Origin of the sequence: Xanthomonas sp. GPE 39 (assembly GCF_000963005.1) — a bacterium.
Classification (GTDB): Bacteria; Pseudomonadota; Gammaproteobacteria; order Xanthomonadales; family Xanthomonadaceae; genus Xanthomonas_A.
Window position 1 is genome coordinate 2,857,068 of sequence record NZ_JZHZ01000007.1, and the last position, 25,685, is coordinate 2,882,752.

A 25,685-nucleotide genomic window follows, 5' to 3' on the forward strand; every position below is an offset into this window, starting at 1 on the left:
CACCGCACGCACAGCACCCTCGTCAGCGCCGCCATCCAGATGTGACGACATCCGCGCCTCCAAGCCCTATCGGCTCACAGCACCGCGCACGCCTCACTTCGCAACGTGCTCCACGCCCAACTGATCGAGCACGAACGCGTAGGATTCGGCCAATTCACGATAGCGGCGGAACCGTCCGGACTTGCCGCCGTGGCCGGCCTCCATATTGACCCGGAATAGGATCGGCCGCGTGCTGGTATCGTCCTGGCGCAGCTTGGCCACCCACTTGGCTGGCTCCCAGTACTGCACTTGCGAATCCCACAAGCCGGTGCCGACATACATCGCCGGATACGCCTGGCGCTTGACGTTGTCGTAGGGCGAGTAGCTGAGCATGTAGTCGTAATAGGTCTTGTGCTCGGGATTGCCCCACTCGTCGTATTCGTTGGTGGTCAGCGGGATACTCGGATCGAGCATGGTGGTGACCACATCGACGAACGGCACCTGCGCCACCAGCACGCGGTACTCCTGCGGTGCCATATTCGCCACCGCGCCCATCAACAGACCGCCGGCACTGCCGCCGCCGGCAGCGACACGGTCCGGCGCCGCATAGCCTTGCTTTACCAGCGCGCGAGTCACGTCGATGAAATCGTTGAAGGTGTTTTTCTTGTGCAACAACTTGCCTTGATCGTACCAGGCGCGTCCCATTTCCTGGCCACCACGGATGTGAGCAATGGCATAGACCACACCACGGTCGAGCAAGCTGACCGCAGGCAGATTGAAGCCGGGGTCGGTGGATATGCCGTAGCTGCCGTAGGCGTACTGGTACAGCGCCGCGCGACCGTCCTTCTTGAAGCCCTTCTTGTAGACCAACGACACCGGCACCTTGACCCCGTCGCGCGCGGTGACCCACAGGCGTTCGGTCTGATATTTGCTGGCGTCGTAACCGATCACTGGCTGCTGCTTGAGCAGTTTGCGTTCGCCGGTGCGGGTATTGAGTTCATAGACCGTGACAGGCGTGGTCAACGAGGTGTAGCTGTAACGCAGCAGCGGCGTGTCGGGTTCGGAGTTGACCGACAACCCCATCGAATACGCCGGCTCGTCGGCCTTGACGTATTCCTCCTTGCCGTCGGCGAAATGCAGGCGAATCCGCTCCAGGCCGTCGGAGCGCTCGGCAATGGCAGTAAAGCCATCGAACAACACAAATTCTTCGATGAACACGTTTTCGTCGTAAGGCAGCCAGGGCTGCCACTGCGTGCGCGCAGTCGCACCGTCGGGCGCACTCATCAGCGCGTAGTTCTTGGCCTTCCAGTTGGTGCGGATCACCCAGCGTCCATGGAAATGATCGGCGTGGTATTGGACATCGCGCTCGCGCGGCGCCAGCACCACGAAGTGTTGCGGATCGGCAGCGGACGCATAGCGCTGCTCGGACGACACAGTGCTTTCCATAGTGATGACGATGTACTTGTCATCGCGGGTACGTCCCAAACTCAGGTAGAAACTATCGTCCTTTTCCTCGTAGACAAGTGCATCTTGGGTCGTCGGCGTGCCCAGCACATGCTTCTTGACCCGCACACTGAGCAAGGTTTCCGGATCGTTCTCGATGTAGAACAGGGTCTTGTTGTCGTCGGCCCAGACCACATCCGGCGATACACTCGGAATGCGGTCGGCATACACCTCACCCGTGTCCAGGTTCTTGAAGCGCACGACGTACTGGCGACGGCCGACCTCGTCTTCGGTCCAGGCCAGCAGACGGTTGTCATGGCTCACCTGAGTATCGCCCACGTTGAAATATCCCTTGCCCGCGGCCATCGCATTGACGTCGAGCAGAATTTGCTCGGGCGCATCCATGCCGCCCTTGCGCCGCGCATAAATCATATAGTCCTTACCGCTCTCGTAGCGGCCGTAATACCAGTAGCCGCGCTCGCGATACGGGACGGTACTGTCGTCCTGCTTAATGCGACCGACGATCTCAGTGTATAGCGTGTCCTCCAGCGGCTTGAGCGGCTTGAGCACATGATCGGCGTAGGCGTTCTCGGCATTGAGATAGGCCAGCATCTTCGGGTTTTCGCGGGTGTCGTCGCGCAGCCAGTAATAGGGATCCTGACGCACCGCGCCGAACGGCGCCTTGACCGCATGCGGGTGCTTGGCCGGATGGGGAGGGGTGACATCGGAGGCAGAGGCGAGAGAAGTCGTCATGAAGATGAGGAAGCACGCTAGCAAAGGACGATGGGACATGTAATTGGGCTCAGACGACGGAAACGCAATGGCAGTTCGCCCGACCGGAGCAGGCGGCATGGTGCGATAGCAGCCGAGTCTCTCCATAACGCCGCATCCTGGCAAGCCCACGACAATCGCTTCAGACACCCTGGCCATCAGCTACCATCGCGAGCATGACTCCCCTGCCCGGCGACACCCCTGCATCGCCACCGACTGGACCGCAGTACAGCCAGCGCAGCCGCGAGATCGCACCGTTCCACGTGATGGCACTGCTGGCGCGGGCCAACGAACTGGAACACGCCGGCCACGATGTGATTCATCTGGAAATCGGCGAGCCGGACTTCACCACCGCCGCGCCAATCGTCGCCGCCGGTCAGGCTGCGCTCGCCGCCGGCCACACCCGTTACACCGCCGCACGGGGATTGCCAGCTTTACGCCAGGCTCTGGCGAATTTCTACCAACAACGCCACAACATCGACCTGGACCCGGCGCGGATCCTGATCACCCCCGGCGGCTCCGGTGCGCTCCTGCTGACCAGCGCGCTGCTGGTCGATCCTGGCAGACACTGGCTGATGGCCGACCCGAGCTACCCCTGCAACCGGAACTTTTTGCGTCTAGTGGAAGGCAACGCGCAGTTGGTCCCGACCGGACCGGACAGCGGCTACCAGCTAACGCCGGCATTACTGGAACAGCACTGGACCCCTGCCTGCATCGGCGCGCTGACGGCCTCACCGGCCAACCCGACTGGCACGCTATTGTCGCGCGCCGAGTTGGCCGCGCTGGCACAGGCACTGCGCGCACGTGGCGGCCACTTTGTCGTGGACGAGATCTACCACGGCCTGAGTTACGGCATCGACGCGCCCAGCGTGCTGGAGGTCGACGACGACGCCTACATCCTCAACAGTTTCTCCAAGTATTTCGGCATGACCGGCTGGCGTCTTGGCTGGCTGGTGGCACCGCGCGCAGCGGTACCGTCACTGGAGAAACTGGCGCAGCACTTGTACATCAGCGCATCCAGCATTGCACAACAGGCGGCGCTGGCATGCTTCCATCCCGAGACGTTGCAGATCCTGGAAGCACGTCGCGCCGAATTCGCACGGCGCCGCGATTACCTGTTACCGGCGTTACGCACACTCGGCTTCCGCATCGACGTCGAGCCGCAGGGCGCGTTCTATCTGTATGCCGACGTCGGCGCGTTCACCGACGACGCACAAGCGCTCTGTACGCACTTACTGGAAACCGAGCATGTGGCGTTCACCCCCGGGGTGGATTTTGGCCACCACCGCGCCCACCAGCACGTGCGCATCGCCTACACGCAAAGCCTGCCGCGACTGCAGGAGGCAGTTGCGCGAATGACGCGCGGACTGGCGCAATGGCAGCGCTAAGCCACCGGTACGCCGTCGGTGCCTGCGACACGAACGCAGCACTCCGGCATGCTGCGTTCGTGCGGCTGCGTCCGCATGATTCTCACCACTGAGAGAGAAACACACAGGTCCGCCACCTGCTAGGCAGCGGACCACGACGCTCTCACTTGGCAAGATGCTCCCATAGGAAACTGTAAGCCAGCGCCTGCATGTGCGCTTGCTGCGCGTTATTGGCCGCGCCGCCGTGGCCGCCTTCGATGTTCTCGTAGAAGGTCACGTCCTTGCCGGCATCGAGCATCTTCGCCGCCATCTTGCGCGCGTGCCCCGGATGCACCCGGTCGTCGCGGGTGGAGGTAAGGAAAATCACTGGAGGATAGGCCTTCTTGGGATCGAACAGGTGATAAGGCGAGAAGGTCCGAATGAATTTCCAATCGTCGGTGTCCGGATTGCCGTACTCGGCCATCCACGAAGCGCCAGCCAGCAGGTGGCTATAGCGCTTCATGTCCAGCAACGGCACCTGCACAACCACCGCGCCGAACAACTGCGGGTACTGCACCAGCATGTTGCCAGCCATCAGCCCGCCGTTGCTGCCGCCTTCCACCCCCAAGTGCTTGGCCGAGGTGATCTTGCGCGCGATCAGATCCTGCGCGACCGCCGCCATATCTTCATAAGCCTTATGCCGGTTCTGCTTCAAGGCGGCCTGATGCCAGCCCGGGCCATATTCGCCCCCCCCACGGATGTTGGCCAAGGCATACACGCCGCCCTGATCGAGCCAGGCGCGGCCCAAGCTGCCCGAGTAGCCCGGCGTCATCGAGATCTCGAAGCCACCATAGCCATACAACAGGGTCGGATGACTGCCATCGCGCTTGAACTGCTTCGGCCGGATCAGGAAATACGGCACCTTGGTACCATCCTTGGACACCGCGAAATACTGCTCGACTTCGTCCTTGGACGCATCGAAGAAGCTCGGCGTTGCTTTGAGCTTCTCGATGCTCTGCGGACCGCGCTGCACATCGGCCAGCATCAGCGTGGTCGGGGTGAGGAAGTCGGTGACAGTCAGCCAGACCTGATCGTTTTCGTCAGCATCGACCGTTTCGGCAAAAATGCTGCCGAACGCCATATTGCTCACCGGAAACGGCGCCCGCGCCCACTCGCCCTCGCCCGGGGTCAGCACCCACAACCGGCTCTTGACGTCGTCGAGAACATTCAGCACCAGCCGCGACTTGGTCCAGGCGAAGGACTCCAGCGACGTCGTCTTGGTCGGCGCGAACAACACCTGGAACGCACGCTTACCCGCCATGAAGTCGTCGAATTTGGTCACCAGCAAGGCGCCGGCGGGATACGTGGTGCCATCCACGGTCCACGGATCGCGCAATTGCACGGTCAACCATTGCCGGTACACATTTTTGGCCGCCGAATTGGGCACATCGATCCTGCGCAACCCACCGTCGGCATGGGGATCACGCAGATACAACTCGTCATTGTAAAAAGCCAACGCGCGGGAAACGACATCACGCTCGTAACCGGGCGTGTCGTCGTGCTTCGCACTGACTGACATGTCCTGCGGCTTGCCCTCGTACACCAGCGTCGCGCTGCGCATCGGAGTGCCGCGCTTCCATTGTTTGAGGAGGCGCGGATAGCCGGACGAGCTCATCGACCCGGGACCGAAGTCGGTGTAGACGTAGACCGTGTCGACATCGATCCAGCTCATGCCGCCCTTGGCCTCGGGTCGGAAGAAGCCGTCCTTGACCCACTGTTTGGTGCCCAGGTCGAACTCACGGGTGACGGCCGCATCGGCGCCACCGCGCGACAGCGCGATCAGGCAGCGGCGGTACTGCGGGCGCAAACAATCGACACCATGCCACACCCAGTTCTCGCCTTCGGCTTTGTTCAACGCGTCCAGGTCCAGCACCGTCTCCCACTTCGGCTCGGGCTTGCGGTACTCCTCCAAGGTAGTACGACGCCACAGGCCACGCTCGTGCTCACGGTCCTGCCACAGGTTGTAGTAGTAAGGGCCCATCTTCTCCACCCACGGGATCTTGGCATCGGAATCCATCACCTGGCGGATACTGGCTTCTGTCGCCTTGAACGCCGGCGTGTCAGCCAGCCGCGCCTCGGTCTTGGCGTTCTGCGTCTTGACCCAGTCCAGGGCCTTGGCACCGGTGACATCTTCAAGCCAGACATAGGGATCTTGGGGCATTGCGGGTTCCTTGGCGGCAACGGAGCCGGCCGTAAGCAAAGCGACGAGCAAGCAAGCCTGCGCGAGAGGCGACATGGGCGATGGGATCCTGGAAAAGGGCAGCGCACCGTAGCACGCGCCACCGCGACCTCCCCCTGCCGAAGGTCAGGCCGCGCCGGGAGGCTAGCGCACCGGCACACGCCGCCGCGCCTGCACACGCGGCCGGGCCCGCATCCAGGCTAACAGCGGCCGCAGCGGCATCGGGAAGCGGTGCAACGCCCACCAGGCGCTCAGTGGCATGCCCAACAACCACAGCGGTCGCCAGCCCAGCCATGCGCTATCCCCGCGCGCGGCGGGCCACATCGCGACCATGGCGAGCCCGACCAGCATCAGCTGTTGCAGCAGGCGACACAGGCCCGGATGCGGGACATGGACCCGACCTGAAACGGCGATATTCTGCATGACGGTGACTCCTGTAATGACCAAGGCACACAAGGTGCCGCGGTCACATCTCAAGGACTGCGACGCACTATTGACACGCCGGAAGCGCACAATCCGTTACGCTCGACCCTACCTCTCGGAACTCCCCCATGCGCCTGATTGCTCTGTTTGCCTCCGTGTTGCTGCTCGGCATCCTCGCCCCTGCGTCGACAGTGCGGGCAAAGTCACAAAGCCCGCAGGAGCAGGAAACAGCGCAACCGCCGATCGATCTGCAGCGCTTCATGGGCCGTTGGTACGTGATCGCACATATCCCGTACTTCGCTGAACGCGGCCATGTCGCCAGCAGCGACGAGTACACGCTCAAGGACAATGGCAAGATCGCCGTGCGCTACCAGTACCGCAAAGGCTTCGACGAGCCAATCAAGGAAATCACCTCTCACGCCACGATCAACGAAGGAACCGGCAACCATCGCTGGACCACCTGGTTCTTCGCCGTGCTGCCCACCAAGTACCGCATCCTGGAAGTGGCGCCGGACTATTCCTGGGCGCTGATCGACTATCCCGGACGCGATCTGGCCTGGGTATTCGCGCGTGATCCAGACATGAGCCAAAAGCAATACCGCGAATTGGTGGACAAAATGGATCATAAATACGGGATCAACACCGACAAGCTCCTGCGCGTGGCGCAACGCCGCGAGCAGGTCGGACGGCTTGGCTTCGAGGTCCCGCAAAAGCCCTGAGCGTCCCGGCACGCAACGATCACCTGCCGCTCAGCGAAGCCGACGGCGCTGCTCGTATGATCGGGAAACCTTCCCCCACAGACAGGTGCATCCCCTTGGCCAGCGTACTTCCCGAATCCACTCACAACCCAGCCTGCTCCTCCGCCAACCCGGCGATGCTACGCGGACAGGTGTTCGCGCAGAACTGCCCCTCCCGCGCGATCCTGAGCCACGTGACCAGCCGCTGGGGCGTGCTGGTGTTGGTAGCGCTGAGCAAGGGCACGCACCGCTTCGGCGACCTTCGCCGCAGCCTGGAGGGAGTCAGCGAGAAGATGCTGTCGCAGACGTTGCACGCGCTGGAAGCGGACGGATTCGTGCAGCGCACCGCCTACCCAGTGGTACCGCCGCATGTGGAGTACACCCTGACTCCGCTCGGCGAAGAGATGGCCGTGCATGTGCACGCACTGGTCGACTGCATCGAGCGCAACATCGGCACCATCCTCAGCAACAGCGCCGTCGCACAGGCCCTTCCGGAATAGCCCAACAGGGCGCGGCCACCGCGATGCTGGCCGGCTCAATCGTCGCTGTAATTGCTCAATGCCAGCGCGAGCAGCGCCTTGGCCTGCTCGCGCAACGAGCGCGGCTCGACGATCTCGGCATCGGAACCATAGTGCAACACATCCATCAGCAACTCACGCGAGACGCTGTAGGGTACTTTCAGTTCGTAGCGACCATCGGGCAAAAATCGCCCCTGTTGCTTGGAGTGCCAGTGCTCGTCGGCCACCCAGCGCGCCGCCTTGGGGCTGAACACGATCGTGGCCCACCCCTTGGGCGCACCGGAGAAAATCCCATAGCTGGATGAAAGCTGGGAATCCAGCTCGGCGTCGGCGACGTCCTGTGCCGGCTGATCGAGCAACCGCGCATGATTGATCCGGTCCACCGCGAAACTACGTACCGCATCGCGGCCATGGTCCCAGGCATCCAGGTACCAGTTGTCGCGGTAGTGGGTGATGCGCTGCGGCGAAACGGTACGCTTGGTCGATTCGTCGGTGGAACGTGCGCGGTAGTCGAACGAGAGCCGCTTACGCTCCAGCACCGCCGAGGCAACGGTGCGGAAGCTGGCCTCGTCGAGTTTGCGACCGCGATGTGGAATCACCCGCACCCGCTCCACCGGCCATTGGGTCACTCCGGCCTGCGCGGCGAGCAGACTTTCGATCCGTTGCTGCAGCGGCGCCAGCACAGAGGACAATACTCCGCCACCCGTGCGCGCCAGCAACTGTTGCGAGGCCAGCAGCGCATGCAATTCCTCGGAACTCAGCCAAAGTCCCGGCAGTTCGAAACGGTCGCTTTCGGCGGATTCGTAGCGGAAACCCGCTTCACCATCGCCCTCGACCGGCGCCATCAACGCATCGCGCAGAAACGCCAGATCGCGGTAAACCGTGGCGCGGGAACAGCCCAGTTCGTCCTGCAGCCGCGCCACCGTCACCGGATAGCGCGCGGACTTGAGCTGGCGGTGCAGTGCATTGATGCGTTCGTAGCGGTCCATGCCCCAATTATGTCTGAGTCCGAGGCTGAAAACGCCCGCTGCAGCGCAGACCGGCAGCGCCAGCGCCCAAATCGATCATGCAGTCCGTGACCAGGATGGGATGTGGATCCGGTATGATGAAATCGTTTCCAACTCGTTAGCCGAAGGCTGCGTCCCGCCCCCCACCTGCTGAGAGAAGCTCATGTCCCGCCGTGCCCCCATCGCATCCACCATCGCCTCATTGCTGCTGAGCACGTCTTCGGCATGGGCCGCTGACACGGATCCGGCCAGCTCGCCTTGGAGCGGATCGGGTGAACTGGGCATCGCGTCCTCGCACGGCAACAGCTCAAACGAGAGCATCAACGGCAGGTTCAAGGGCCAATACGTGGACGGCGACTGGATCCACAGCCTGGACTTGTTCGCGCTACGCGCCAGCGCCGAGTACACCAACACCAACACGGACGGCACAATCACACGCTTGCGCCAGACCACCTCCAACCGCTACACCGGCAGCGCCGGCAGCGCGTTGCAACTCGGCGAGCACCGTCAACTGACCGCCTCCCTGCGCTACGAACGCGACGACTTCGCCACCTACGACCGGCTGGGCACGATTGGTATCGGCTACGGCACGCGGATCATGGATGGCGACCACAGAAGCATCGACGTACAGATCGGCCCCGGTGTGCGCCGCGCCCACGACGCGGCGCAGGACCGCACCGAAACCGGGCTGATCGGCCGCGGCCTGGTCGATTTCAAATATCGACTCACCCATAACACCGAACTGGACAATACCCTGCTGGTCGAATCGGGCGCCTACGACACCTTTGCCCAGAACGACCTGGGCATCTCGGTGAACATGAACGAGCGTCTGGCGCTCAAAGCCGCTTGGCAAGCACGCTACAACAGCGTCGTCAGCGTCGGAAAGGAAAAAACCGACACGCTGACGACGGTGAACGTGGTCTACAAGTTCAAATAAAACTCGCGATTGGGCACTCACTGCGTCGCAGGCGGCATCAGGCGACAGCGGATGGATGCCTGCTCGTGCGGCAATAGCACACGTTCAAGTGGCTCGGTCGATGTCGAGCAATGCGCCAGCGCCAGCACTGAGCAGGGCATCAGCCACAGCCTGACCCAGTGCCTGAGGATCCTGTGCGCTGCCCTGTAACTGCGCGCGTACCAGGCGTCCGTCGGCAGCATCACCGACCAGCCCCTGCAACAACAGATCCTCGCCCCGCCACTGGGCGAAGGCAGCGACCGGAACGTGACAACTGCCGTGCAGCGCGCGATTCATCGCCCGCTCGGCCTCCACGCAGGCACGCGTCGCGGCATCGTCCAGCACGGCGAACAACGCCCGTGCCGCGGTCGCGTCCTGGCGGCATTCCAGCGCAATCGCCCCCTGCGCCGGAGCCGGCAGCCAGTCCGGCGCCTGCAACCGCTGAGTGATGCGAGGCTCCAGACCCAGCCGCTGCAGGCCGGCACAGGCCAGTATGATCGCGTCGTAATCCGCATTGTCCAGCTTGGCCAGACGCGTGTTGACGTTGCCGCGCAGGTCCAGCAGTTGCAGGTCCGGACGCCGCGCGCGCAGTTGCGCCTGCCGGCGCAACGACGAGGTTCCCACGCGGGCACCAAGCGGCAGCGCATCCAATGCCGCGTACAGATTGGAAATCAGTGCATCGGCCGAATCGGCACGCGGCAGGATCGCCGGCAGCACGAACGGCGGCTCCAATTCCATCGGCACATCCTTGAGCGAATGCACCGCGCAATCGGCTTCGCCGCGCAACATCGCCAGCTCCAATTCCTTCAGAAACAGCCCTTTGCCGCCGATTGCCGCCAACGAGCGGTCCAGCACTTCGTCGCCGCGTGTGCTCATCGGCACAAGCACCACCTCAAGTTGCGGGTGCGCGCGCCGCAGACAGGCGGCGACATATTCGCTCTGCCACAAGGCGAGCGGACTCTTGCGAGTGGCGATACGCAGGATCTTCATCCGCGCATTATCGCGGAAAGCCGGCATGTGACGCTGCCGCAATGGGAATGCAGCACCTTCAGCGCTGACGGATCCCCTGCCGCAACTGCGCCAAGCAACGACGGCTCACTTCCAACGGCTGCTTGCCATGGCGCAATACCGCCTGCACCTGGCCATCGCCAAGGCGACGCAGTTCGACCAGTTCCTGGCGCGCGACCAGACAGTTGCGATGGATGCGAACGAAGCGCTCGGCGAACTCCTCCTCCAGCGAGCGCAGCGATTCCTCGATCAAATCTTCGCCCGCGGCATGGTGGACCACCACGTACTTTTCCTCGGCCTGCAGATAGTGGATGGTATCGAGCGGAATCAAGCGCAGACTACCGCGCAAACGTGCGCACAACTGGGTACGGCGTTGCATCGGCACAGCGGCGCTGTCGGCACGCCCGGCCACGAACATGCGCGCACGCTGCAATGCCGCCGCCAGACGCTCGGCACGCACCGGCTTCATCAGATAGTCGATCGCCGCCGCTTCGAACGCGGACAAGGCATGCGCGTCGTAAGCCGTGCAAAACACCACCGCCGGCCGGGGCTCGAACGCAGCGAGGTAGCGGGCGGCCTCCAGGCCATCGAGACCGGGCATCGCAATATCCAGCAACACCAGATCCGGACGCCACTGATCGCAGGCATCCAAGGCCTCCAAGCCACTGCTGGCCTCGGCCACCACCTCGACACCGGAATGCTCGGCCAACAAGACACGCAGACGCTCGCGGGCCAGGGGTTCGTCGTCGGCGATCAGCACTTTCACCTGCGTCTCCTCGGTCGGCTGGCGTGCGCTCTGGAGCATAGTAGCGGGCACCCTTGCCACCTGCCATCGGGGCACGCAATCCCGCCAGCAGCAAACCCGGACTCAGACGGCAGCGAAACGCGCCGCCATCCAATCGCCAAGATCGGCGATTTCCTCGGCACACACCTGATGCGCCATCGGATAACGCTGCCATTGCACCGGCATGCCTAGCGCCTGCAGCGCCTGCGCGGTCTGCTCGGCATAGACCTGCGGGATCACCGGATCGCTCTGACCATGGGCCATGAACAGCGGCTGCGACAGCGCCGCTGGAGCATGCCAGCGGGCCACCTCGGCCAATTCAGGCAAATACGTCGACAGACCAATCAGACCTGCCAACGGCTGTTCCCGGCGCAACCCAGCCGCCAGGGTGATGGCCCCACCCTGGGAGAAACCGGCCAATAGTAGGCACTCAGCTGGAACACCACGCGCATGCTCGCGCGCAATCAGCTCCTCGACCTGGCCGACCGAGGCAGCGACTCCGCTGCTATCGGCGCGGTGTGCAAAGTCCATGCTGACAATGTCGTACCAGGCACGCATACGCACGCCGTTGTTGATGGTCACCGCGCGCATCGGCGCGTGCGGGAACACGAAGCGCAACGGCGGCCAGCCCGGCCGGACCAACTGCGGCACCAATGGCGCGAAGTCGTGACCATCCGCCCCCAGCCCATGCAGCCAAAGAACGCTCCAGCGCGGCGCGGCGCCGGTTTCGTGCTCCACGGTTTCCAGCATGTCAGACCCCTATCGTGATGCCCGACATTATGCCCGGTGCCTCACGCTTCGGCGCGCCGAGCGGCGGCCTCGCGGCGTAACTCTGCCGCGCGCAACAACACCGCCGGCGGCTGCGATTCCTCGGGGATGGCGAGAATACGCAGCTTGCGCAACCAAAGGCCCACCGCGCGCGAGGAGCTGATCGCCACCACCGGCACGGCCAACGCCATTCCGATCACGACTGGCGCCATCCACGCAGCCAGCGATGGCGAAACCGCATAGGCCATGCTCCCCATCAACAAGCCAAACACACTCAACCCGCCATAGCTGCGCAACAGCGCCCGCCACGACAGACGACCGTCGTCGCGCTGCTGCGCATCCCAACCCGAATCCTTGCCGGCCAGCACCTCGGCAACACCGCGCGACTGCACGTACATCACCACCGGCGCCATCAACGCAGCCAACAGCGTCTCCAGCAACATGCTCAACAGCGCGCGCAATGCACCGCCGCAAGCGCGTCGTTTCTCAGGCGCGAATACCATCGCCAGATAACCCAGCATCTTGGGTGCCAACAGCACGAACATGGTCACCGCGAACACCCAGAACATCCGGCTGGAATCCTGCTGGTGCCAGTAGCGCGCAGGCGAAAACGGCGCCAACACCGAGGCAACCAGATCAATGCCGCCGTTCTGTAACGGGACGGCGATGCCGATCAACATCAACATGCCCCACATCGGCGCGGTGAAGTAATGGCCGATACCGACCAGCATGTGCATGCGACTGACCCAGTGCAGGCCGCGCGCAGTCACTACCTTGGAATGCTGCAAATTGCCCTGGCACCAGCGACGGTCGCGCACCAGCAAATCGGTCAGCGTCGGCGGGCCTTCTTCGTAGCTGCCCTGCAGATACGGCACCATGTGCATTGCCCAACCGCCACGACGCATCAACGCGGCCTCGACGAAATCGTGGCTGAGCACATGACCGCAGAACGGCTTGCGTCCTGGCAGCGCCGGCAGGCCAGCATGCGCGGCAAAGGCCTCGGTACGAATCATCGCGTTGTGGCCCCAATAATTGCTTTCCGCACCGTGCCACCAGGCCACGCCGAAGGCGATCACCGGGCCGTAAACGCGGCCACCGAACTGCTGCATGCGAGCAAACAGGGTATTGCCATTGACCACTTCCGGCAGCGTCTGGATCAGGCCGACATCCGGATTGGCTTCCATCCCCGCTGCCAGGCGCACGATGCTGTCGCCGGTCATCAAACTATCCGCGTCCAGGATCAACATCTGCGGATAGGCGCCACCGAAGCGGCGGACCCAATCGGCGATATTGCCGGCCTTGCGCCCGGTGTTGCTGGCACGACGACGGTAGAACAACCGGCCATGGCCGCCGACACGCGCCACCAGGTCGGCATAGACCACTTCTTCCTCTGCGCCGATGGCCGGACGCGTGGTATCGCTGAGGATGAAGAAATCGAAGCGATCGAGCTGACCAGTGGCCTGCACCGACTCGTAGATCGCCTGCAAACCGGCCATCAGCCTATGCGGATCTTCGTTGTAAGTGGGCATCAACAAGGCGGTGCGGCAATGCACGCTGGGCAGCGGCGCATCCGGATCGATGCCCAGCTTGCGGCCATGGCCGAACACCAGGGTGAAGAATCCGGCCAGCGCACTGACAAAGGACAGCGTGATCCAGGCGAACATCGGGACGAACAACACCATCAGACAGCCTTCGAGCACGCTGACTCCGCCGATCAGCAAGACCTTGCCGATCAGCATGCTGGCATAGGCGGTCATCGCTGCGGTGGTGCCGAAGACATACAAACGCCGCCAACCGATACCGACTGGCGTACTGGGCAGACGCTCATTGCGCAACTTACCCTCGCCCAGCGACTGCAGCGGCATCGCCAGCGGTGACTCCGGCGGCAACACCGCATGACCGGCATCCAGGGACACTACAGCGGGCATGGGCATGGGTGGGGCGATGGTACTCATGCGATCCGCCGACCGCTTCGGACAGCGCCACGCCAGCATTGGACCTGTGCGCGCACAGACATCGCGACGTTTAACGTCGCGACCGCGCGAGCCTTGTTGTGTTCGCCACTCGATACCACGTTCGCTCCTGTGCGCAGGCACGCACCACTGCCACTGTAAAGCCTAGATAGTAAGCCTTCACGAAGGCTGTCACAGACGTGACGGCGGTCCCAGCGTCAGATCCGTTCAGGCATGCCAGCCTTCACCGCCACCCAGGATCCGGAGCCCACCCAGACTCGGGCCAGAAACGACGGCAACCGCCACCGGCACGGGCGAACACCTGAGCGCGCTAGGAAACGATGGAATCGGCGCTATCGCCAAGCGGCCGTGGCACCAGCGGAAAGGCCAGCGTGATCGTGGTGCCGCGACCCAATTCGGAATCGACATCGACGAATCCACCAGCCTGACGCACCAAACCATAGACCTGAGCCAACCCCAGCCCGGTCCCCTTTCCCTCCGGCTTGGTGGTGAAATACGCCTCGAACAGACGCGACTTGGTCTCTTCCGACATCCCCTCGCCGTGATCGCTCACCGTCAGGGTGACGTATGTACCGGGTTGGCGCATCGCCGCCGCGCGCAAAGGCGGCACTTCCAGCGTCCCGCAACGAATCCAGACCACGTCGCCCGGGCGGCAGGCATCGCGCGCGTTCAGGGCCAGATTCATCACCGCCTGTTCGACCGAATTGCGGTCGGCATAGGTCGTTGCGGGGCTGGCGGATGTCTCCAACTGCAGCCGCATCTCGCTTCCCAGTGCCTGCGCCAGCAGCGGCTGCATCTGCACGACCAAGTCGCACAGGTCCAACCACTCTGGTTTGACTGGATGCGCCCGCGCGAAGCCGAGCAGGCGCCGGGTCATCCGCGCACCATGCTGTAGCGCATCGCCGGCGATGCTCAGCAACCTGAGCTGGTCCGGCTGCAGACGCTGCGGCTGGTCGGCGACCATACTCACCGAGGTCATCGCGGTCTGCAGCATGTTGTTGAAGTCATGAACGACGCCGGCGAGCATCTGTCCGACTGCCTCGCCCTTCTGCGCCTGAGCCATGGCGCGCTCGGCGACGCGCTGCGCCGCCAGAGCGATATCCAGTTGCCCACGCAACTGCGAGTGCTGCACCTGCCAATGCCGACCAAGCGCGGCAGCCTCGGCCTGCACCATGGCCTCAGCCTCGGCATGCCTCTGTGCGCGCCCGAGCGTCAGATCGCCCAGGGTACGCAGTGCCTGCTCGATCTGGCGTTGCGGAGTGACGTCGCGACTGATCACCAACACGCTTTCGACCAGTGCCGACGCATTGGCCAGCGGACTGACCATCACATGCCACCACCGTTGCCGCCCATCCTGGGAGGGACGCTGCGCCCAGAATTCGTTCTGCTCGTTGCGCAAGGCCGCAGCGAACGCGGCATCGGCAAGCGGCTGCATATCCTCCGGCCACAGCTCCACCCAGGGCCGCCCGACGATGCTCTTGGGCTCGGCCACCCCAAGCAAGGTCAGCCCGTGGGTATTGATCGAACGCACGACGCCATCGCAACCGACTTCTTTGATGCAATCGTGCGAGAGTTCGACGATCTGCCGATAGCGGGCGTGAGTGGACAAGCTGCTTCTCGCAGTCATAATGAAGTCGAGAGTATCGGGATTGCCCCAGCATCACCAGCGCTTCACTGGAAAACCGCGAAGCTGCGTACCTCAGCATTCTGCGGTGACAGCGTTATGCGCGCAACACGCGCCCTGGCCACCATTCTTTTGGTGGAAGACGATCAAACCATACGCGAGCTCGCCGCCGACATGCTCGCCGCCGATGGCTACCGCGTGCTGGCGGCAAGTACAGCGCACGAAGCCATGGAGAAGCTGGCGCGGCATCCGGACGTGGATCTGATCTTCAGCGATGTGCAGATGCCCCGTTGCGACGGCCTCGGCATGGTCCGCCAACTGCGGCGCAAAGGGATCGAGCTCCCAGTCCTGCTGACCTCGGGCCTGCACACCCCAGAGGCAGACCATCTGCCCGCGCAAACCGACTTTCTGCCCAAACCATACCGCCGCAGCGAACTGCTCGCCGCACTGCATCGCTTGCAAAGTGGAAGCGTCTAGCATCGGCGACCGACGCCAGCGCGCCATCGAACCGCACGCTGAATGTGCCCACAAAAATAAAACCGTTCAATTCCCGTTCAATTCCAGTGGCGAACGCACCGCAACTCGCATCATCTCGCCACTGCATACCAGCACCGCAGAAATGACAGCGCACACCACAGTCATTGCACAGTGTCTGCGCATCATCCACGCACAGTAAAACTAAACGATTCATTGACGCACATGTTTTGCTGCATCTGCATGACAACGGTTTTGCGTTCTAACGCCACCTGCTGACCAGCTTAGACAAGGCGGCATTTCATGCACCGTTTATTGCGTGAATCAGCGCCTGATTGAACAGCGCAAAATTGCTTCGATACTCGCAAGCACATCGCTTTTTCTTATTCCACCTCGCGCGCCCTCGAAGACGCGCTATTGCATCGCGCTGAGGCGGATGGCTCAAGATCGTCCGAAGCCGTACCCACGAGCGGTTCGCAATGACGCACGCAGCGTTGTATTGCCGACTCACACCATCGCACACATCGATTGCAGCGGCGCCTCCTGCACGCGCGCCTCGGCGACCGCCTCGCCGACCAGGATCACTCCTGGCGCGCCCGGGACGAGCATCGCGACATCGGCCGCCAAACGCGCCAGCGTGGTCAAAAGTTGCACCTGCCGCGGCAGGCTCACCGACTGCACCACTGCCGCCGGCGTATCGGCGGGCAGATGCCGCAATAGGCTGTCGGCCAGCGTCGCGACGCGGGCCATGCCCATGTAGATCGCCAACGTGGTGCGGGTGGCGCACAGCGCGGCCCAGTCCGGCTCGCCATGGTCGCGGGTGTGTGCGGTCACGAAGGTGATGCCATGGCAATGCGTGCGGTGGGTCAGCGACATGCCGAGTCCGGCCGCTGCGGCGATGCCGGCACTGACGCCATTGACGATGCGCACCGGCACGCCGGCTGCGCGCAAGAACGCGATCTCCTCGCCGGCACGCCCGAACAACAACGCCTCGCCCCCCTTGGCACGCACCACCGTCGCCCCCTGCAACGCGTAGCGACGCATCAATCGGCAGATGAACGCCTGCGGCGTGGAACGACAACCGCCGCGCTTGCCGACGCGAATCACCCGTGCCTGCGGCGCGAATTGCACGATCTGCGGATTGACCAGATCGTCGAGCAGCAACACCTGCGCACTGCGTAGCGCATTCACCGCCTGGAGCGTCAACAGTTGCAGATCGCCCGGACCAGCCGACAACAACACCACCTCGCCGTCGCCACGCGCGGCGGACACACTGACATGCTTCATCGCTCACTCCCCATCGAAGGAACACACACCACCCCTGGATCCGCGCGCAACCATCCACCCCCACAAAAACGGCTGGCAACGACGCCAGCGGATTGGCGGCCAGCAGATCGATACACCCTCGCCGATACCAAGATCGATCGCGGCAAACGACGCCGAAAACGCAATGGCATTCCGCCACGCTCCTCGGCACCACCTCGCACGCAGCGTGCGCTGAGGCTGGCCAGACGCGCAGGCCCGCTCATGCGACCACCACCTCGGCGCACAGCCGCTGCACCTGCGGCATGCACGACCCGCAGACGCTGCCACACCCCAGGCGTGCACGGACCTGCGCCGGCGTCGCGCCACGCGCGGCCTCGGCACAGATCGCCGAGGCGCGCACCTGCACGCACTGGCACACCAGCGGATCACGCACCCCGCCAGCGGCCTGGGCGAACACCGCCAAACGCGGCCCATCCCAGACCGTGCCGGTGAGCGCACGCTCAAGCAGGGCATCGCCGCCAGAATCGGGCTGACTGCCGGCCAGCAGCAGACCATCCAGATAGCCAGCACCAGCATCGCCGCGCCAGACCACACGCTTGAGCAGGCCACGGCGCGCGTCGCGGTATTCGAGGGTGTCGGTGCCACCTGCAAGATCCAGCGCCACCGCCAATGCCTCCAATGTCGCCTGTGCCGGCGGCTGTTCAGCGGCGGCGCGCAGCACCAGCCATGCAGGCGCATCCGCGTTCGGATCTGCGCCCTGCCGCGCCTCTGGCTGCAAACTCAGCGACGCATAGGCGAAGCTGCGCAACCACGGTTGCGCGACCGCCTGTAGCGCCAGCGCATCCCCCCGCCGCGCCAACAGCAGATGCCAGCCGAACTCGGCCTTCTCCACGCGCACCGCGGCATGCTTGAGTTCCGGCTGCTGTGAGCGCGCGTCCACCGCCGCCAGACTGACTTCGTTGATCCCGCCACTGGCGAGAAATTGTCCATTCCAGTGCATCGCCGCGAATACGTCGCCCGAACGCATCTCCTCGCAAAGCTGCAACGGCAACACCAGCGTGCCGCGCTTGCTGGCGATACGCAGCAGTTCGCCTTCGCGCAGACCGCGCCGCACCGCGTCCTGTGGATGCATGCGCAGACACGGTTGCGGACTGTGCGCGAACAACGCCGGCACCCGGCCAGTACGCGACATGCCATGCCATTGATCGCGCAGGCGCCCGCTCAGCAGGCGCAGCGGGAAGCGCGCGGAGGTCGGCTCGGCAACGGGCTTGTAGGGCGTGGGATGAAAACGCGCGCGACCATCGGCGGTGGCGAACACGCCATCGGCATAGCGCCGCGCCTGCCCCTGCGCAGCGCCGACCGGCAGCGGCCACTGTTGCGGTCCCTGCGTCTCCAGCCGCGCGTAATCGAGACCGCCGATATCCAGGTCGCGACCAACCGTCAGCATGCGATGCTCGGCGAATACCGACGCCGGATCGGCAAAGCCGAACCGCGTCAGCGGAGCATGCGCGCCCAGGCGTGCTTCCAGACGCCGCGCCACCTCGTTGGCGATCCACCAATCCGGTCGCGCCGCGCCCGGCGCCGGCAGCGCCTGACGCACGCGCGAGATGCGCCGCTCGGAGTTGGTGACGGTGCCATCTTTCTCGCCCCAGCTCGCCGCTGGCAACAGCACGTCGGCGAACGGCACTGTGTCGGTATGGACAAAGGCCTCCTGCACGATCACCAGTTCCGCCTGACGCAATGCCTCGCGTACCTGCGCGATATCCGGCATCGAATGCACGGGGTTGGTGCAGGCGATCCACACCGCCTTGACCTGACCGCGACGCAGCGCGTCGAACAGCGCCACCGCCGGCAGTCCAGGCTGCGCGGAGAGGTGATGCTCCGGCAAGCCCCACAGCCGCTCCAATTCAGCGCGGTCGCCGGCGTCAGCGATCTCGCGATGCGCCGCGAGCATGGTCGCCATGCCGCCGACCTCGCGCCCGCCCATCGCATTGGGTTGACCGGTCAACGAAAACGGACCAGCGCCGGGCTTGCCGATCTGCGCGGTGGCCAGATGCAGATGGATCAGCGCAAGGTTTTTGTCGGTGCCGTGCGCGGACTGATTCAAGCCCATGCAGTACAGCGACAGCGCCGGCAGATCGCGCGCGAACCACTCCGCCGCCTGCACCAGATCGGCTGCCGGCACGCCACATAAATCTGCGGTCATCGTGGGCGTGTAATCGCGCAGGGTCTGCCGCAGTTCGGCGAAACCGGCGGTGTGCGCGGCGATGAATGCACGGTCGATGCGATCTTCCCAGATCAGGTGATGCAACATGCCGTTGAACAACGCCACGTCGGTGCCGGGCTGGATCGCCAGGTGCAGATCGGCCAGCGAGGCGGTGTCGGTCCGGCGCGGATCGACCACGATCCAGCGCACGTCCGGATCGCGTGCGCGTGCCTCTTCCAAACGGCGCAACAGTACCGGATGCGCATAGGCCAGGTTGCTGCCGGCCAGCAGCACGGTCTTGGCCAGTTCCAGATCCTCGTAGCAGGTCGGCGGACCGTCGGCGCCCAGGGCAAGCTTGTAGCCGCTGACCGCGCTGGACATGCACAAGCGCGAGTTGGTGTCGATGTTGTTGGTACCAATCAACCCCTTGGCCAACTTGTTGAAGACGTAGTAATCCTCGGTCAGCAATTGCCCGGACAGATAAAACGCCACCGCGTCCGGGCCGTGCCGCTCGATGATGCTGGTCAGCCGCTCGGCCACGCTGTCCAGCGCCACCGCCCAATCCACCGCGCGCCGTGGCGCATCGCGGTGCGCGCGCAGCTCCGGCTGCAACGCGCGACCGTGCAGACTGTGCGTGGTCTGCGGCAGCGTGCGGCCCTTGCTGCACAAGCGGCCATAGTTGGCAGGATGCGCCGGATCGCCATCGATGCCGACGATCCGCGCGGTGCCGTCGGCGGCGTGTTCGGTCTCGATACGCACGCCGCAGCCCACACCGCAATAGCAACAGGTGGAGTGGGTCACGCGACGCGGCGCGCTGACGGACGAGGTCGGCATCGACGCGTTCTCCATCAGCCGGGATCCTGCAATGACAACCAGACCTCGCCGGCCTGCACACGCACCGGGAAACGCCGTGCGCAGCCCACGTCCGGCGCGCAGGCCTGGCCGCTGTTCAGATCGATCTGCCAGGCATGCAGTGGACAGGTCACGCTATCGCCAGCGACCAGGCCCTGCGACAGCGGGCCGCCCTTGTGCGGGCAGCGATCGAGCAGCGCGAACACACGCTCGCCCTCGCTACGGAACAACGCAATCGGCTCCACTCCTGGCATCTGCAATACGCGCGCGCCGAGCACGGGAATGTCGTCGAGGTGGCAGATGCGAATCCACTGACGCATGCCATCGCCGATGCTGCCGACAGCCACGCTGACACTCGGGTCGGAAACGCTCGCCATGGTTCAGTCCTCCACCAGCGCCAGCGGCGGCGCCACGCGTAGCGGCTGATACTCGCGTTGTTTGGCCCCGGCGATGCGCTCGGCCCACGGATCAGGCAAACCTTCCAACGCGTACAGCAGGCGCTCGTACAACGCGCGGCGGTTATCCGCATCCTCGACCACGCGTTGGCGCACGTATTCCATGCCCACCCGCTCGATGTAGTGCACGGTGCGGTCCAGGTAGTACGCCTCCTCGCGGTACAACTGCAGGAACGCGCCGGTGTATTCCTTGACCTCCTCGGCGCTGCGCACTTTGACCAAAAACTTGGCGACCTCGGTCTTCATGCCGCCGTTGCCGCCGATGTGGATCTCCCAACCCGATTCCACCGCGATGATGCCCACGTCCTTGATTCCGGACTCGGCACAATTGCGCGGGCAGCCGGACACCGCCAGTTTCACTTTGTGCGGGCTCCACATATTGGCCAGCATCGTCTCCAGGTCGATGCCCATCTGCGTGCTGTTCTGCGTGCCGAAGCGGCAGAAATCGGTGCCCACGCAGGTCTTCACCGTGCGGATCGACTTGCCGTAGGCATGCCCGGAGTTCATTCCCAGGTCCTTCCACACGTCGATCAAGTCTTCCTTCTTCACCCCGAGCAAATCGATGCGCTGGCCGCCGGTGACCTTGACCATCGGCACCGCGTACTTGTCGGCCACATCGGCGATGCGGCGCAACTCCGAGGCGTTGGTCACTCCGCCCTTCATCTGTGGAATCACCGAGAACGTGCCGTCTTTCTGGATGTTGGCGTGCGCACGCTCGTTGATGAAACGCGACTGCGGATCGTCCACCGCCTCGCGCGGCCAGGTCGAAAGCAAGTAGTAATTGATCGCCGGGCGGCAGATCGCACATCCATTGGGGCTGCGCCACTCCAGTTGCGTATACACCGCCGCGTGGGTGAGCAACTTGCCCTGACGGATCGCCTTGCGCACATCGCCATGGCTCAGATCGGTACAACCGCACACCGCCTTGGTCTTGGACGTCTGCTGGAAATTGGAGCCCAGGCAATTCATCAGAATCTGCTCGACCAAGCCGGTGCACGAACCGCAGGAACTGGCGGCCTTGGTGTGCTTCTTGACCTCGTCCACGGTGAACAGGCCCTGCGCATTGATCGCCTTGACGATGGTGCCCTTGCACACACCGTTGCAGCCGCACACCTCGTCGCTGTCGCGCATCGCGCTGGCACGATCCTGACCGGCGGTGCCAGCATCGCCCAGCGCGCTCTCGCCAAACATCAGCCGCTCGCGACGCTCGCCGATCGGGCTGGCGTCCTTGAGCAACTGAAAATACCAGGCACCATCGTTGGTATCGCCATACAAGCAGGCACCGACCAGCTTGTCGTCCTTCAGCACCAATTTCTTGTAAACGCCGCCGGCCGGATCGGACAACACGATCTCCTCGCTGCCCTCCCCTCCCATGAAATCGCCCGCGGAAAACAGATCGATGCCGGTGACCTTGAGCTTGGTCGAGGCCACCGAGCCGCGATAAATGCCGATCCCGTAACCGGCCAAGTGATTGGCGCAGATCTTGGCCTGCTCGAACAACGGCGCCACCAAGCCATACGCGATGCCGCGATGGCTGGCGCACTCGCCCACCGCGTACACCCGCGGATCGAAGGTTTGCAGCGTATCGTTGACCACGATACCGCGCGTGCAATGGATGCCAGCAGCCTGCGCCAACGCGATGTTGGGACGGATGCCGGCTGCCATCACCACCAGATCCGCCGGCACCTGGCTGCCGTCGGAGAAGCGCACCGCTGTCACCTCACCGGCGACATTGCCGACCAACTCGGTGGTGGAGGTGTTGAGACGGAACTCCAACCCGCGTTCAACCAGCGAACGCTGCAACATGGCTCCGGCCACCGGATCGAGCTGGCGCTCCATCAACCAACCGGCCAAATGCACCACCGTCACCTGCATGCCGCGCAGCTTCAATCCGTTGGCCGCCTCCAACCCCAGCAGACCACCACCGATCACCACCGCGTGACGCTTGCACGCGGCGGTGTCGATCATCGTCTGGGTGTCGTGCATGTCGCGGTAACTGATGACGCCCTTGAGATCCTTGCCCGGCACCGGCAACACGATGGGCAGCGAACCGGTCGCCAGCAACAGCCTGTCGTAGGGCGCTTCGGTACCATCGACGGCGATCACCTTGCGCTTGACCCGGTCGATCCGCGCCACCTCCTTGCCCAGATGCAAACGGATGCCGTACTCGGCGTACCACTCCAGCGAATTGAGCACGATCTCGTCGAACTGCTGCTCACCGGCCAACACCGGCGAGAGCAGGATGCGGTTGTAGTTCGGATGCGGCTCTGCTCCGAATACGGTGATGTCGTACATACCTGGCATCAGCTTGAGCAGTTCTTCCACGGTGCGGATGCCGGCCATGCCGTTGCCCACCACCACCAGTCTTGGCTTGTTCATTCGCATTTGGCTCCCGTGGCAATCAGACACGCACCGCACCGGCGGCCGACCATTGCTGGCGCCAATGCTGCTTGACGTTGGACAGCAACCCCCAGGCGAGCAGCGCGCAACCAGCGAATAACCACAACCCAAGCGCATAGCTCCCGGTGTGCTGCTTGACCACGCCCAACCCCGCAGCGAGTACGAACCCACCGATGCCACCGGCCATGCCGATCAATCCGGTCATCAATCCGATATCGCCGCCGAAGCGCTGCGGCACCAGTTGGAACACCGCACCATTGCCAGTGCCCAGGCTGAGCAGAGTGAGTACGAACAGCGCCACCGTCGCCGCCGACCCGCCGACACCGACCGCCGCCGCCGACACCAGCAACGCCACCAACAGATAGATCGCCAACAACGTGCGGGTACCACCGATGCGGTCAGCAATCGCCCCGCCCAACGGCCGCATCACCGAACCGGCCAGCACGCAAGCCGCAGTGGCCCAGCCAGCCTGCTTGGGCGAAAAATCGAACTGATCATGGAAATAGCCAGGCAACGCACTGGCGAATCCGGCAAAACCGCCGAACGTGATCGCGTAAAACAGCATGAACCACCACGCATCGCGATTACCGACCAGCACCCGTGCGTAATCGCCCAGGTGCTTGCGTCCCACCACCACCGGCGCATCCTTGGCGCACAGCGCGAACACCAGCAACGTCAACAACAACGGGATGCAGGCAAACCCGAACACCGCCTGATAACCGAACGCGGCCGCCAACACTGGCGCAAACAGCGCTGCGAACACCGTGCCGGAATTGCCCGCCCCGGCGATGCCCATCGCCGTGCCCTGATGCTGCGGCGGATACCAGCGCGAGGCCAGCGGCAACGCCACCGCGAACGAAGCCCCGGCCACACCCAGCATCAGCCCCAGCAACAGCACCTGCGCAAAACTGTGCACGCCCACCTGCCATGCCACCGCCAGCGTCGCGATCACCACCCCCTGCGCCAGCAACCCCGCCCGTCTGGCTCCGATCGTGTCGGCCAACATGCCCAGGAACAATCGCAACACCGCCCCGCACAAAATCGGTACCGCCACCATCAGCGCGCGCTGCTGCGTCTGCAGTTCTAGCGCGGCCGCAATCTGCACCTGCAACGGACCGAGCAGATACCAGACCATGAAACTCAGATCGAAATACAGGAACGCCGCCAAGAGCGTGGGCGTATGCCCGGCTTGCCAGAACGATCGATTCATCCGCGCCATCTCCGAGAAACGTGGGGCCGCAGCGCTGCACACCACCCGCAGCGCGCGGAAAGTCATAGGGAGAAAAACGAAAACGGCGCCGTCCGGTTCGCACCGGAAGACGCCGTTGTCGGAGCAGGAGGACCGCCGTTGGCCCGCCTGCCGGATCAGATTGATGCGGACGCGCCGTTGCGTCCGCAGGTGGAACTATCGCAAGGGGTGTGCCAACTGTCCGCAGGACAGGGATTGAGATTTTATTTACTTTAAATTTAATGACTTATAGACGCCATCTGCGCACTGCGGCCGCGTTCCGCGGCCGCCGCGTCAGGCATCAACGAACAGAAATGGTGCGCGACGCACCTTTATTGTGCTCTGCGGCAATTTCAACGATGCTGGCTTTTCGCTTGATCGCTGCTGCAATGGCACCCTCCGCTGGAGTTGGGCCTACGCCTCTCTTCCATGACATTCATCTTCAATTGGATTATTGACAAACTTAGAATACTGCTCGAACGCCTCGAAAGCGGGCCGTACCACTGCATCGATCTGGACGTTATCCAAAGGGGAAAGTGACATAACAACAGCCATAGCAACCATAACGTAAACCAAGACCGTATCGATGCTTCCCGCAAGCTTAGCCCCATCGGCATCGCTGCTGCCCCATTCTTTATTCTTGGTATAGATCAACAGGATTTCCTTACCACCATGGACGATAGTGGAAAGTTGTCTTTGATGAGCCCTCACTGAGGCAAGAAAATTTTCCTTGTCCTCCCACCCCAGGTGGTCAATTGCTTCTTCAGCCATACGCCCTAGGTGGATTTTGGATTCCCCTCTGTTAGGCATCTTTCCTTTCGCACGGAAGCGCCTAAGCTCATTCTCACTCGCGGCCTTGGCGAAGAACGCAGCACGAAGCACGTATTCCATCTGGGTACGCTGCAACACCAAACTAGACAACCAGAAACGATAAGGTAGATCACACAGAAGAACTAGGATCGTGTCTGCATGATCCATGGATGCCAGTACGAGTGGTAGAGAAGTGGCAACGCGCTCGTCAGCCTTCAAGCCCAGATCTGCCACTGCTTTACGAGCCAGGTGAAGAATCTCCTGCGCTTGCTGAGCACGCCCCTTCAATTCTGTTATCGCCACCATCACTCCCCCTATAATTTTTTAAATTCCGATAGAAATAATTCACTAGAGCTCTTCCCCATAGGCACTTACCTACGACCGACAAGAAACGTAAATTTACCAACTTCAATGCGCGA

The 25,685-nt window shown here is 63.4% G+C and carries 20 protein-coding genes; 5 read left to right on the forward strand and 15 right to left on the reverse strand.

All coding sequences use genetic code 11. The features are described from left to right. Positions 1–93: 93 nt before the first annotated feature. Complete coding sequence (locus tag XALGPE39_RS11960) at positions 94–2,175, reverse strand: S9 family peptidase (protein ID WP_200893880.1); 2,082 nt, start codon at positions 2,173–2,175, stop codon at positions 94–96. Between the two features lie 194 nt (positions 2,176–2,369). On the opposite strand from XALGPE39_RS11960, the gene XALGPE39_RS11965 reads away from it, so the two are divergent. Then, complete coding sequence (locus tag XALGPE39_RS11965) at positions 2,370–3,581, forward strand: pyridoxal phosphate-dependent aminotransferase (protein ID WP_045728382.1); 1,212 nt, start codon at positions 2,370–2,372, stop codon at positions 3,579–3,581. 142 nt (positions 3,582–3,723) lie between these two features. Here XALGPE39_RS11965 and XALGPE39_RS11970 read toward each other — a convergent pair whose 3' ends face one another. Next, positions 3,724–5,835 carry a prolyl oligopeptidase family serine peptidase gene (locus XALGPE39_RS11970; protein ID WP_045728383.1) on the reverse strand — a complete coding sequence of 704 codons (2,112 nt, stop codon included), beginning with the start codon at positions 5,833–5,835 and terminating at the stop codon, positions 3,724–3,726. Positions 5,836–5,922: 87 nt separating this feature from the next. Next, positions 5,923–6,201 carry a hypothetical protein gene (locus XALGPE39_RS11975; protein ID WP_045728384.1) on the reverse strand — a complete coding sequence of 93 codons (279 nt, stop codon included), beginning with the start codon at positions 6,199–6,201 and terminating at the stop codon, positions 5,923–5,925. A 128-nt stretch (positions 6,202–6,329) separates the two neighbouring features. Here XALGPE39_RS11975 and XALGPE39_RS11980 point away from each other — a divergent pair, with 128 nt between their 5' ends. Both XALGPE39_RS11980 and XALGPE39_RS11985 read left to right on the forward strand, forming a co-directional pair. Further along, a complete protein-coding gene (locus XALGPE39_RS11980; RefSeq protein ID WP_045728385.1) occupies positions 6,330–6,920 on the forward strand; it encodes a lipocalin family protein in 591 nt (196 codons plus the stop codon). Between the two features lie 155 nt (positions 6,921–7,075). Continuing rightward, a complete protein-coding gene (locus XALGPE39_RS11985) occupies positions 7,076–7,438 on the forward strand; it encodes a helix-turn-helix domain-containing protein (protein ID WP_152624970.1) in 363 nt (120 codons plus the stop codon). A 35-nt stretch (positions 7,439–7,473) separates the two neighbouring features. On the opposite strand, the gene XALGPE39_RS11990 is transcribed toward XALGPE39_RS11985, so the two are convergent. Then, positions 7,474–8,445 carry a YafY family protein gene (locus tag XALGPE39_RS11990; RefSeq protein WP_045728387.1) on the reverse strand — a complete coding sequence of 324 codons (972 nt, stop codon included), beginning with the start codon at positions 8,443–8,445 and terminating at the stop codon, positions 7,474–7,476. Positions 8,446–8,626: 181 nt separating this feature from the next. On the opposite strand from XALGPE39_RS11990, the gene XALGPE39_RS11995 reads away from it, so the two are divergent. Beyond that, a complete protein-coding gene (locus XALGPE39_RS11995) occupies positions 8,627–9,400 on the forward strand; it encodes a DUF481 domain-containing protein (protein ID WP_045728388.1) in 774 nt (257 codons plus the stop codon). An 84-nt stretch (positions 9,401–9,484) separates the two neighbouring features. On the opposite strand, the gene hemC is transcribed toward XALGPE39_RS11995, so the two are convergent. From hemC to XALGPE39_RS12020, 5 genes are all read right to left on the reverse strand, one after another. Further along, positions 9,485–10,408, reverse strand: coding sequence for a hydroxymethylbilane synthase (hemC, locus tag XALGPE39_RS12000; RefSeq protein WP_045729180.1), 924 nt, complete (start codon positions 10,406–10,408; stop codon positions 9,485–9,487). Positions 10,409–10,466: 58 nt separating this feature from the next. After that, on the reverse strand, positions 10,467–11,231 hold the full coding sequence (locus XALGPE39_RS12005; RefSeq protein ID WP_200893881.1) for a LytTR family DNA-binding domain-containing protein: 765 nt from the start codon (positions 11,229–11,231) through the stop codon (positions 10,467–10,469). 63 nt (positions 11,232–11,294) lie between these two features. Further along, positions 11,295–11,960, reverse strand: a complete 666-nt coding sequence (locus tag XALGPE39_RS12010; protein WP_045728389.1) for a carboxylesterase — start codon at positions 11,958–11,960, stop codon at positions 11,295–11,297. A 41-nt stretch (positions 11,961–12,001) separates the two neighbouring features. Beyond that, positions 12,002–13,933 carry a glucans biosynthesis glucosyltransferase MdoH gene (gene mdoH, locus XALGPE39_RS12015; protein WP_045728390.1) on the reverse strand — a complete coding sequence of 644 codons (1,932 nt, stop codon included), beginning with the start codon at positions 13,931–13,933 and terminating at the stop codon, positions 12,002–12,004. Positions 13,934–14,261: 328 nt separating this feature from the next. Next, complete coding sequence (locus XALGPE39_RS12020) at positions 14,262–15,560, reverse strand: ATP-binding protein (RefSeq protein WP_045729182.1); 1,299 nt, start codon at positions 15,558–15,560, stop codon at positions 14,262–14,264. A 114-nt stretch (positions 15,561–15,674) separates the two neighbouring features. Here XALGPE39_RS12020 and XALGPE39_RS12025 point away from each other — a divergent pair, with 114 nt between their 5' ends. Then, positions 15,675–16,052 carry a response regulator gene (locus XALGPE39_RS12025; protein WP_045728391.1) on the forward strand — a complete coding sequence of 126 codons (378 nt, stop codon included), beginning with the start codon at positions 15,675–15,677 and terminating at the stop codon, positions 16,050–16,052. A 504-nt stretch (positions 16,053–16,556) separates the two neighbouring features. Here XALGPE39_RS12025 and cobA read toward each other — a convergent pair. The 6 genes from cobA to XALGPE39_RS12060 all read right to left on the reverse strand — a co-directional run bounded on the left by cobA (position 16,557) and on the right by XALGPE39_RS12060 (position 25,569). Beyond that, positions 16,557–17,294, reverse strand: coding sequence for a uroporphyrinogen-III C-methyltransferase (cobA, locus tag XALGPE39_RS12035; protein WP_200893922.1), 738 nt, complete (start codon positions 17,292–17,294; stop codon positions 16,557–16,559). 280 nt (positions 17,295–17,574) lie between these two features. After that, entirely contained in the window at positions 17,575–20,355 is a 2,781-nt protein-coding gene (locus XALGPE39_RS12040; protein WP_235429805.1) for a nitrate reductase, read from the reverse strand. Between the two features lie 14 nt (positions 20,356–20,369). Then, the gene (gene nirD, locus XALGPE39_RS12045) at positions 20,370–20,693 is read right to left on the reverse strand and encodes a nitrite reductase small subunit NirD (protein ID WP_045729183.1); all 324 of its coding nucleotides are present in this window, start codon (positions 20,691–20,693) and stop codon (positions 20,370–20,372) included. 60 nt (positions 20,694–20,753) lie between these two features. Then, positions 20,754–23,171: a nitrite reductase large subunit NirB gene (gene nirB, locus XALGPE39_RS12050; RefSeq protein WP_235429908.1), complete on the reverse strand. Its 2,418-nt coding sequence runs from the start codon at positions 23,169–23,171 to the stop codon at positions 20,754–20,756. 58 nt (positions 23,172–23,229) lie between these two features. After that, positions 23,230–24,438 (reverse strand): nitrate/nitrite transporter, encoded by a 1,209-nt coding sequence (locus XALGPE39_RS12055; RefSeq protein WP_045729184.1) that lies wholly within the window; start codon positions 24,436–24,438, stop codon positions 23,230–23,232. 432 nt (positions 24,439–24,870) lie between these two features. Next, complete coding sequence (locus XALGPE39_RS12060; RefSeq protein ID WP_152624900.1) at positions 24,871–25,569, reverse strand: hypothetical protein; 699 nt, start codon at positions 25,567–25,569, stop codon at positions 24,871–24,873. Positions 25,570–25,685: the final 116 nt, after the last annotated feature.

What these genes read in the sequence shown, in the direction of transcription:
- XALGPE39_RS11960 (WP_200893880.1), bottom strand. Translation starts at nt 2,175, where the DNA reads ATGACGACTTCTCTCGCCTCTGCCTCCGATGTCACCCCTCCCCATCCG.
- XALGPE39_RS11965 (WP_045728382.1), top strand. Translation starts at nt 2,370, where the DNA reads ATGACTCCCCTGCCCGGCGACACCCCTGCATCGCCACCGACTGGACCG.
- XALGPE39_RS11970 (WP_045728383.1), bottom strand. Translation starts at nt 5,835, where the DNA reads ATGTCGCCTCTCGCGCAGGCTTGCTTGCTCGTCGCTTTGCTTACGGCC.
- XALGPE39_RS11975 (WP_045728384.1), bottom strand. Translation starts at nt 6,201, where the DNA reads ATGCAGAATATCGCCGTTTCAGGTCGGGTCCATGTCCCGCATCCGGGC.
- XALGPE39_RS11980 (WP_045728385.1), top strand. Translation starts at nt 6,330, where the DNA reads ATGCGCCTGATTGCTCTGTTTGCCTCCGTGTTGCTGCTCGGCATCCTC.
- XALGPE39_RS11985 (WP_152624970.1), top strand. Translation starts at nt 7,076, where the DNA reads ATGCTACGCGGACAGGTGTTCGCGCAGAACTGCCCCTCCCGCGCGATC.
- XALGPE39_RS11990 (WP_045728387.1), bottom strand. Translation starts at nt 8,445, where the DNA reads ATGGACCGCTACGAACGCATCAATGCACTGCACCGCCAGCTCAAGTCC.
- XALGPE39_RS11995 (WP_045728388.1), top strand. Translation starts at nt 8,627, where the DNA reads ATGTCCCGCCGTGCCCCCATCGCATCCACCATCGCCTCATTGCTGCTG.
- hemC (WP_045729180.1), bottom strand. Translation starts at nt 10,408, where the DNA reads ATGAAGATCCTGCGTATCGCCACTCGCAAGAGTCCGCTCGCCTTGTGG.
- XALGPE39_RS12005 (WP_200893881.1), bottom strand. Translation starts at nt 11,231, where the DNA reads ATGCTCCAGAGCGCACGCCAGCCGACCGAGGAGACGCAGGTGAAAGTG.
- XALGPE39_RS12010 (WP_045728389.1), bottom strand. Translation starts at nt 11,960, where the DNA reads ATGCTGGAAACCGTGGAGCACGAAACCGGCGCCGCGCCGCGCTGGAGC.
- mdoH (WP_045728390.1), bottom strand. Translation starts at nt 13,933, where the DNA reads ATGAGTACCATCGCCCCACCCATGCCCATGCCCGCTGTAGTGTCCCTG.
- XALGPE39_RS12025 (WP_045728391.1), top strand. Translation starts at nt 15,675, where the DNA reads ATGCGCGCAACACGCGCCCTGGCCACCATTCTTTTGGTGGAAGACGAT.
- XALGPE39_RS12040 (WP_235429805.1), bottom strand. Translation starts at nt 20,355, where the DNA reads ATGCCGACCTCGTCCGTCAGCGCGCCGCGTCGCGTGACCCACTCCACC.
- nirD (WP_045729183.1), bottom strand. Translation starts at nt 20,693, where the DNA reads ATGCGTCAGTGGATTCGCATCTGCCACCTCGACGACATTCCCGTGCTC.
- nirB (WP_235429908.1), bottom strand. Translation starts at nt 23,171, where the DNA reads ATGGCCGGCATCCGCACCGTGGAAGAACTGCTCAAGCTGATGCCAGGT.
- XALGPE39_RS12055 (WP_045729184.1), bottom strand. Translation starts at nt 24,438, where the DNA reads ATGAATCGATCGTTCTGGCAAGCCGGGCATACGCCCACGCTCTTGGCG.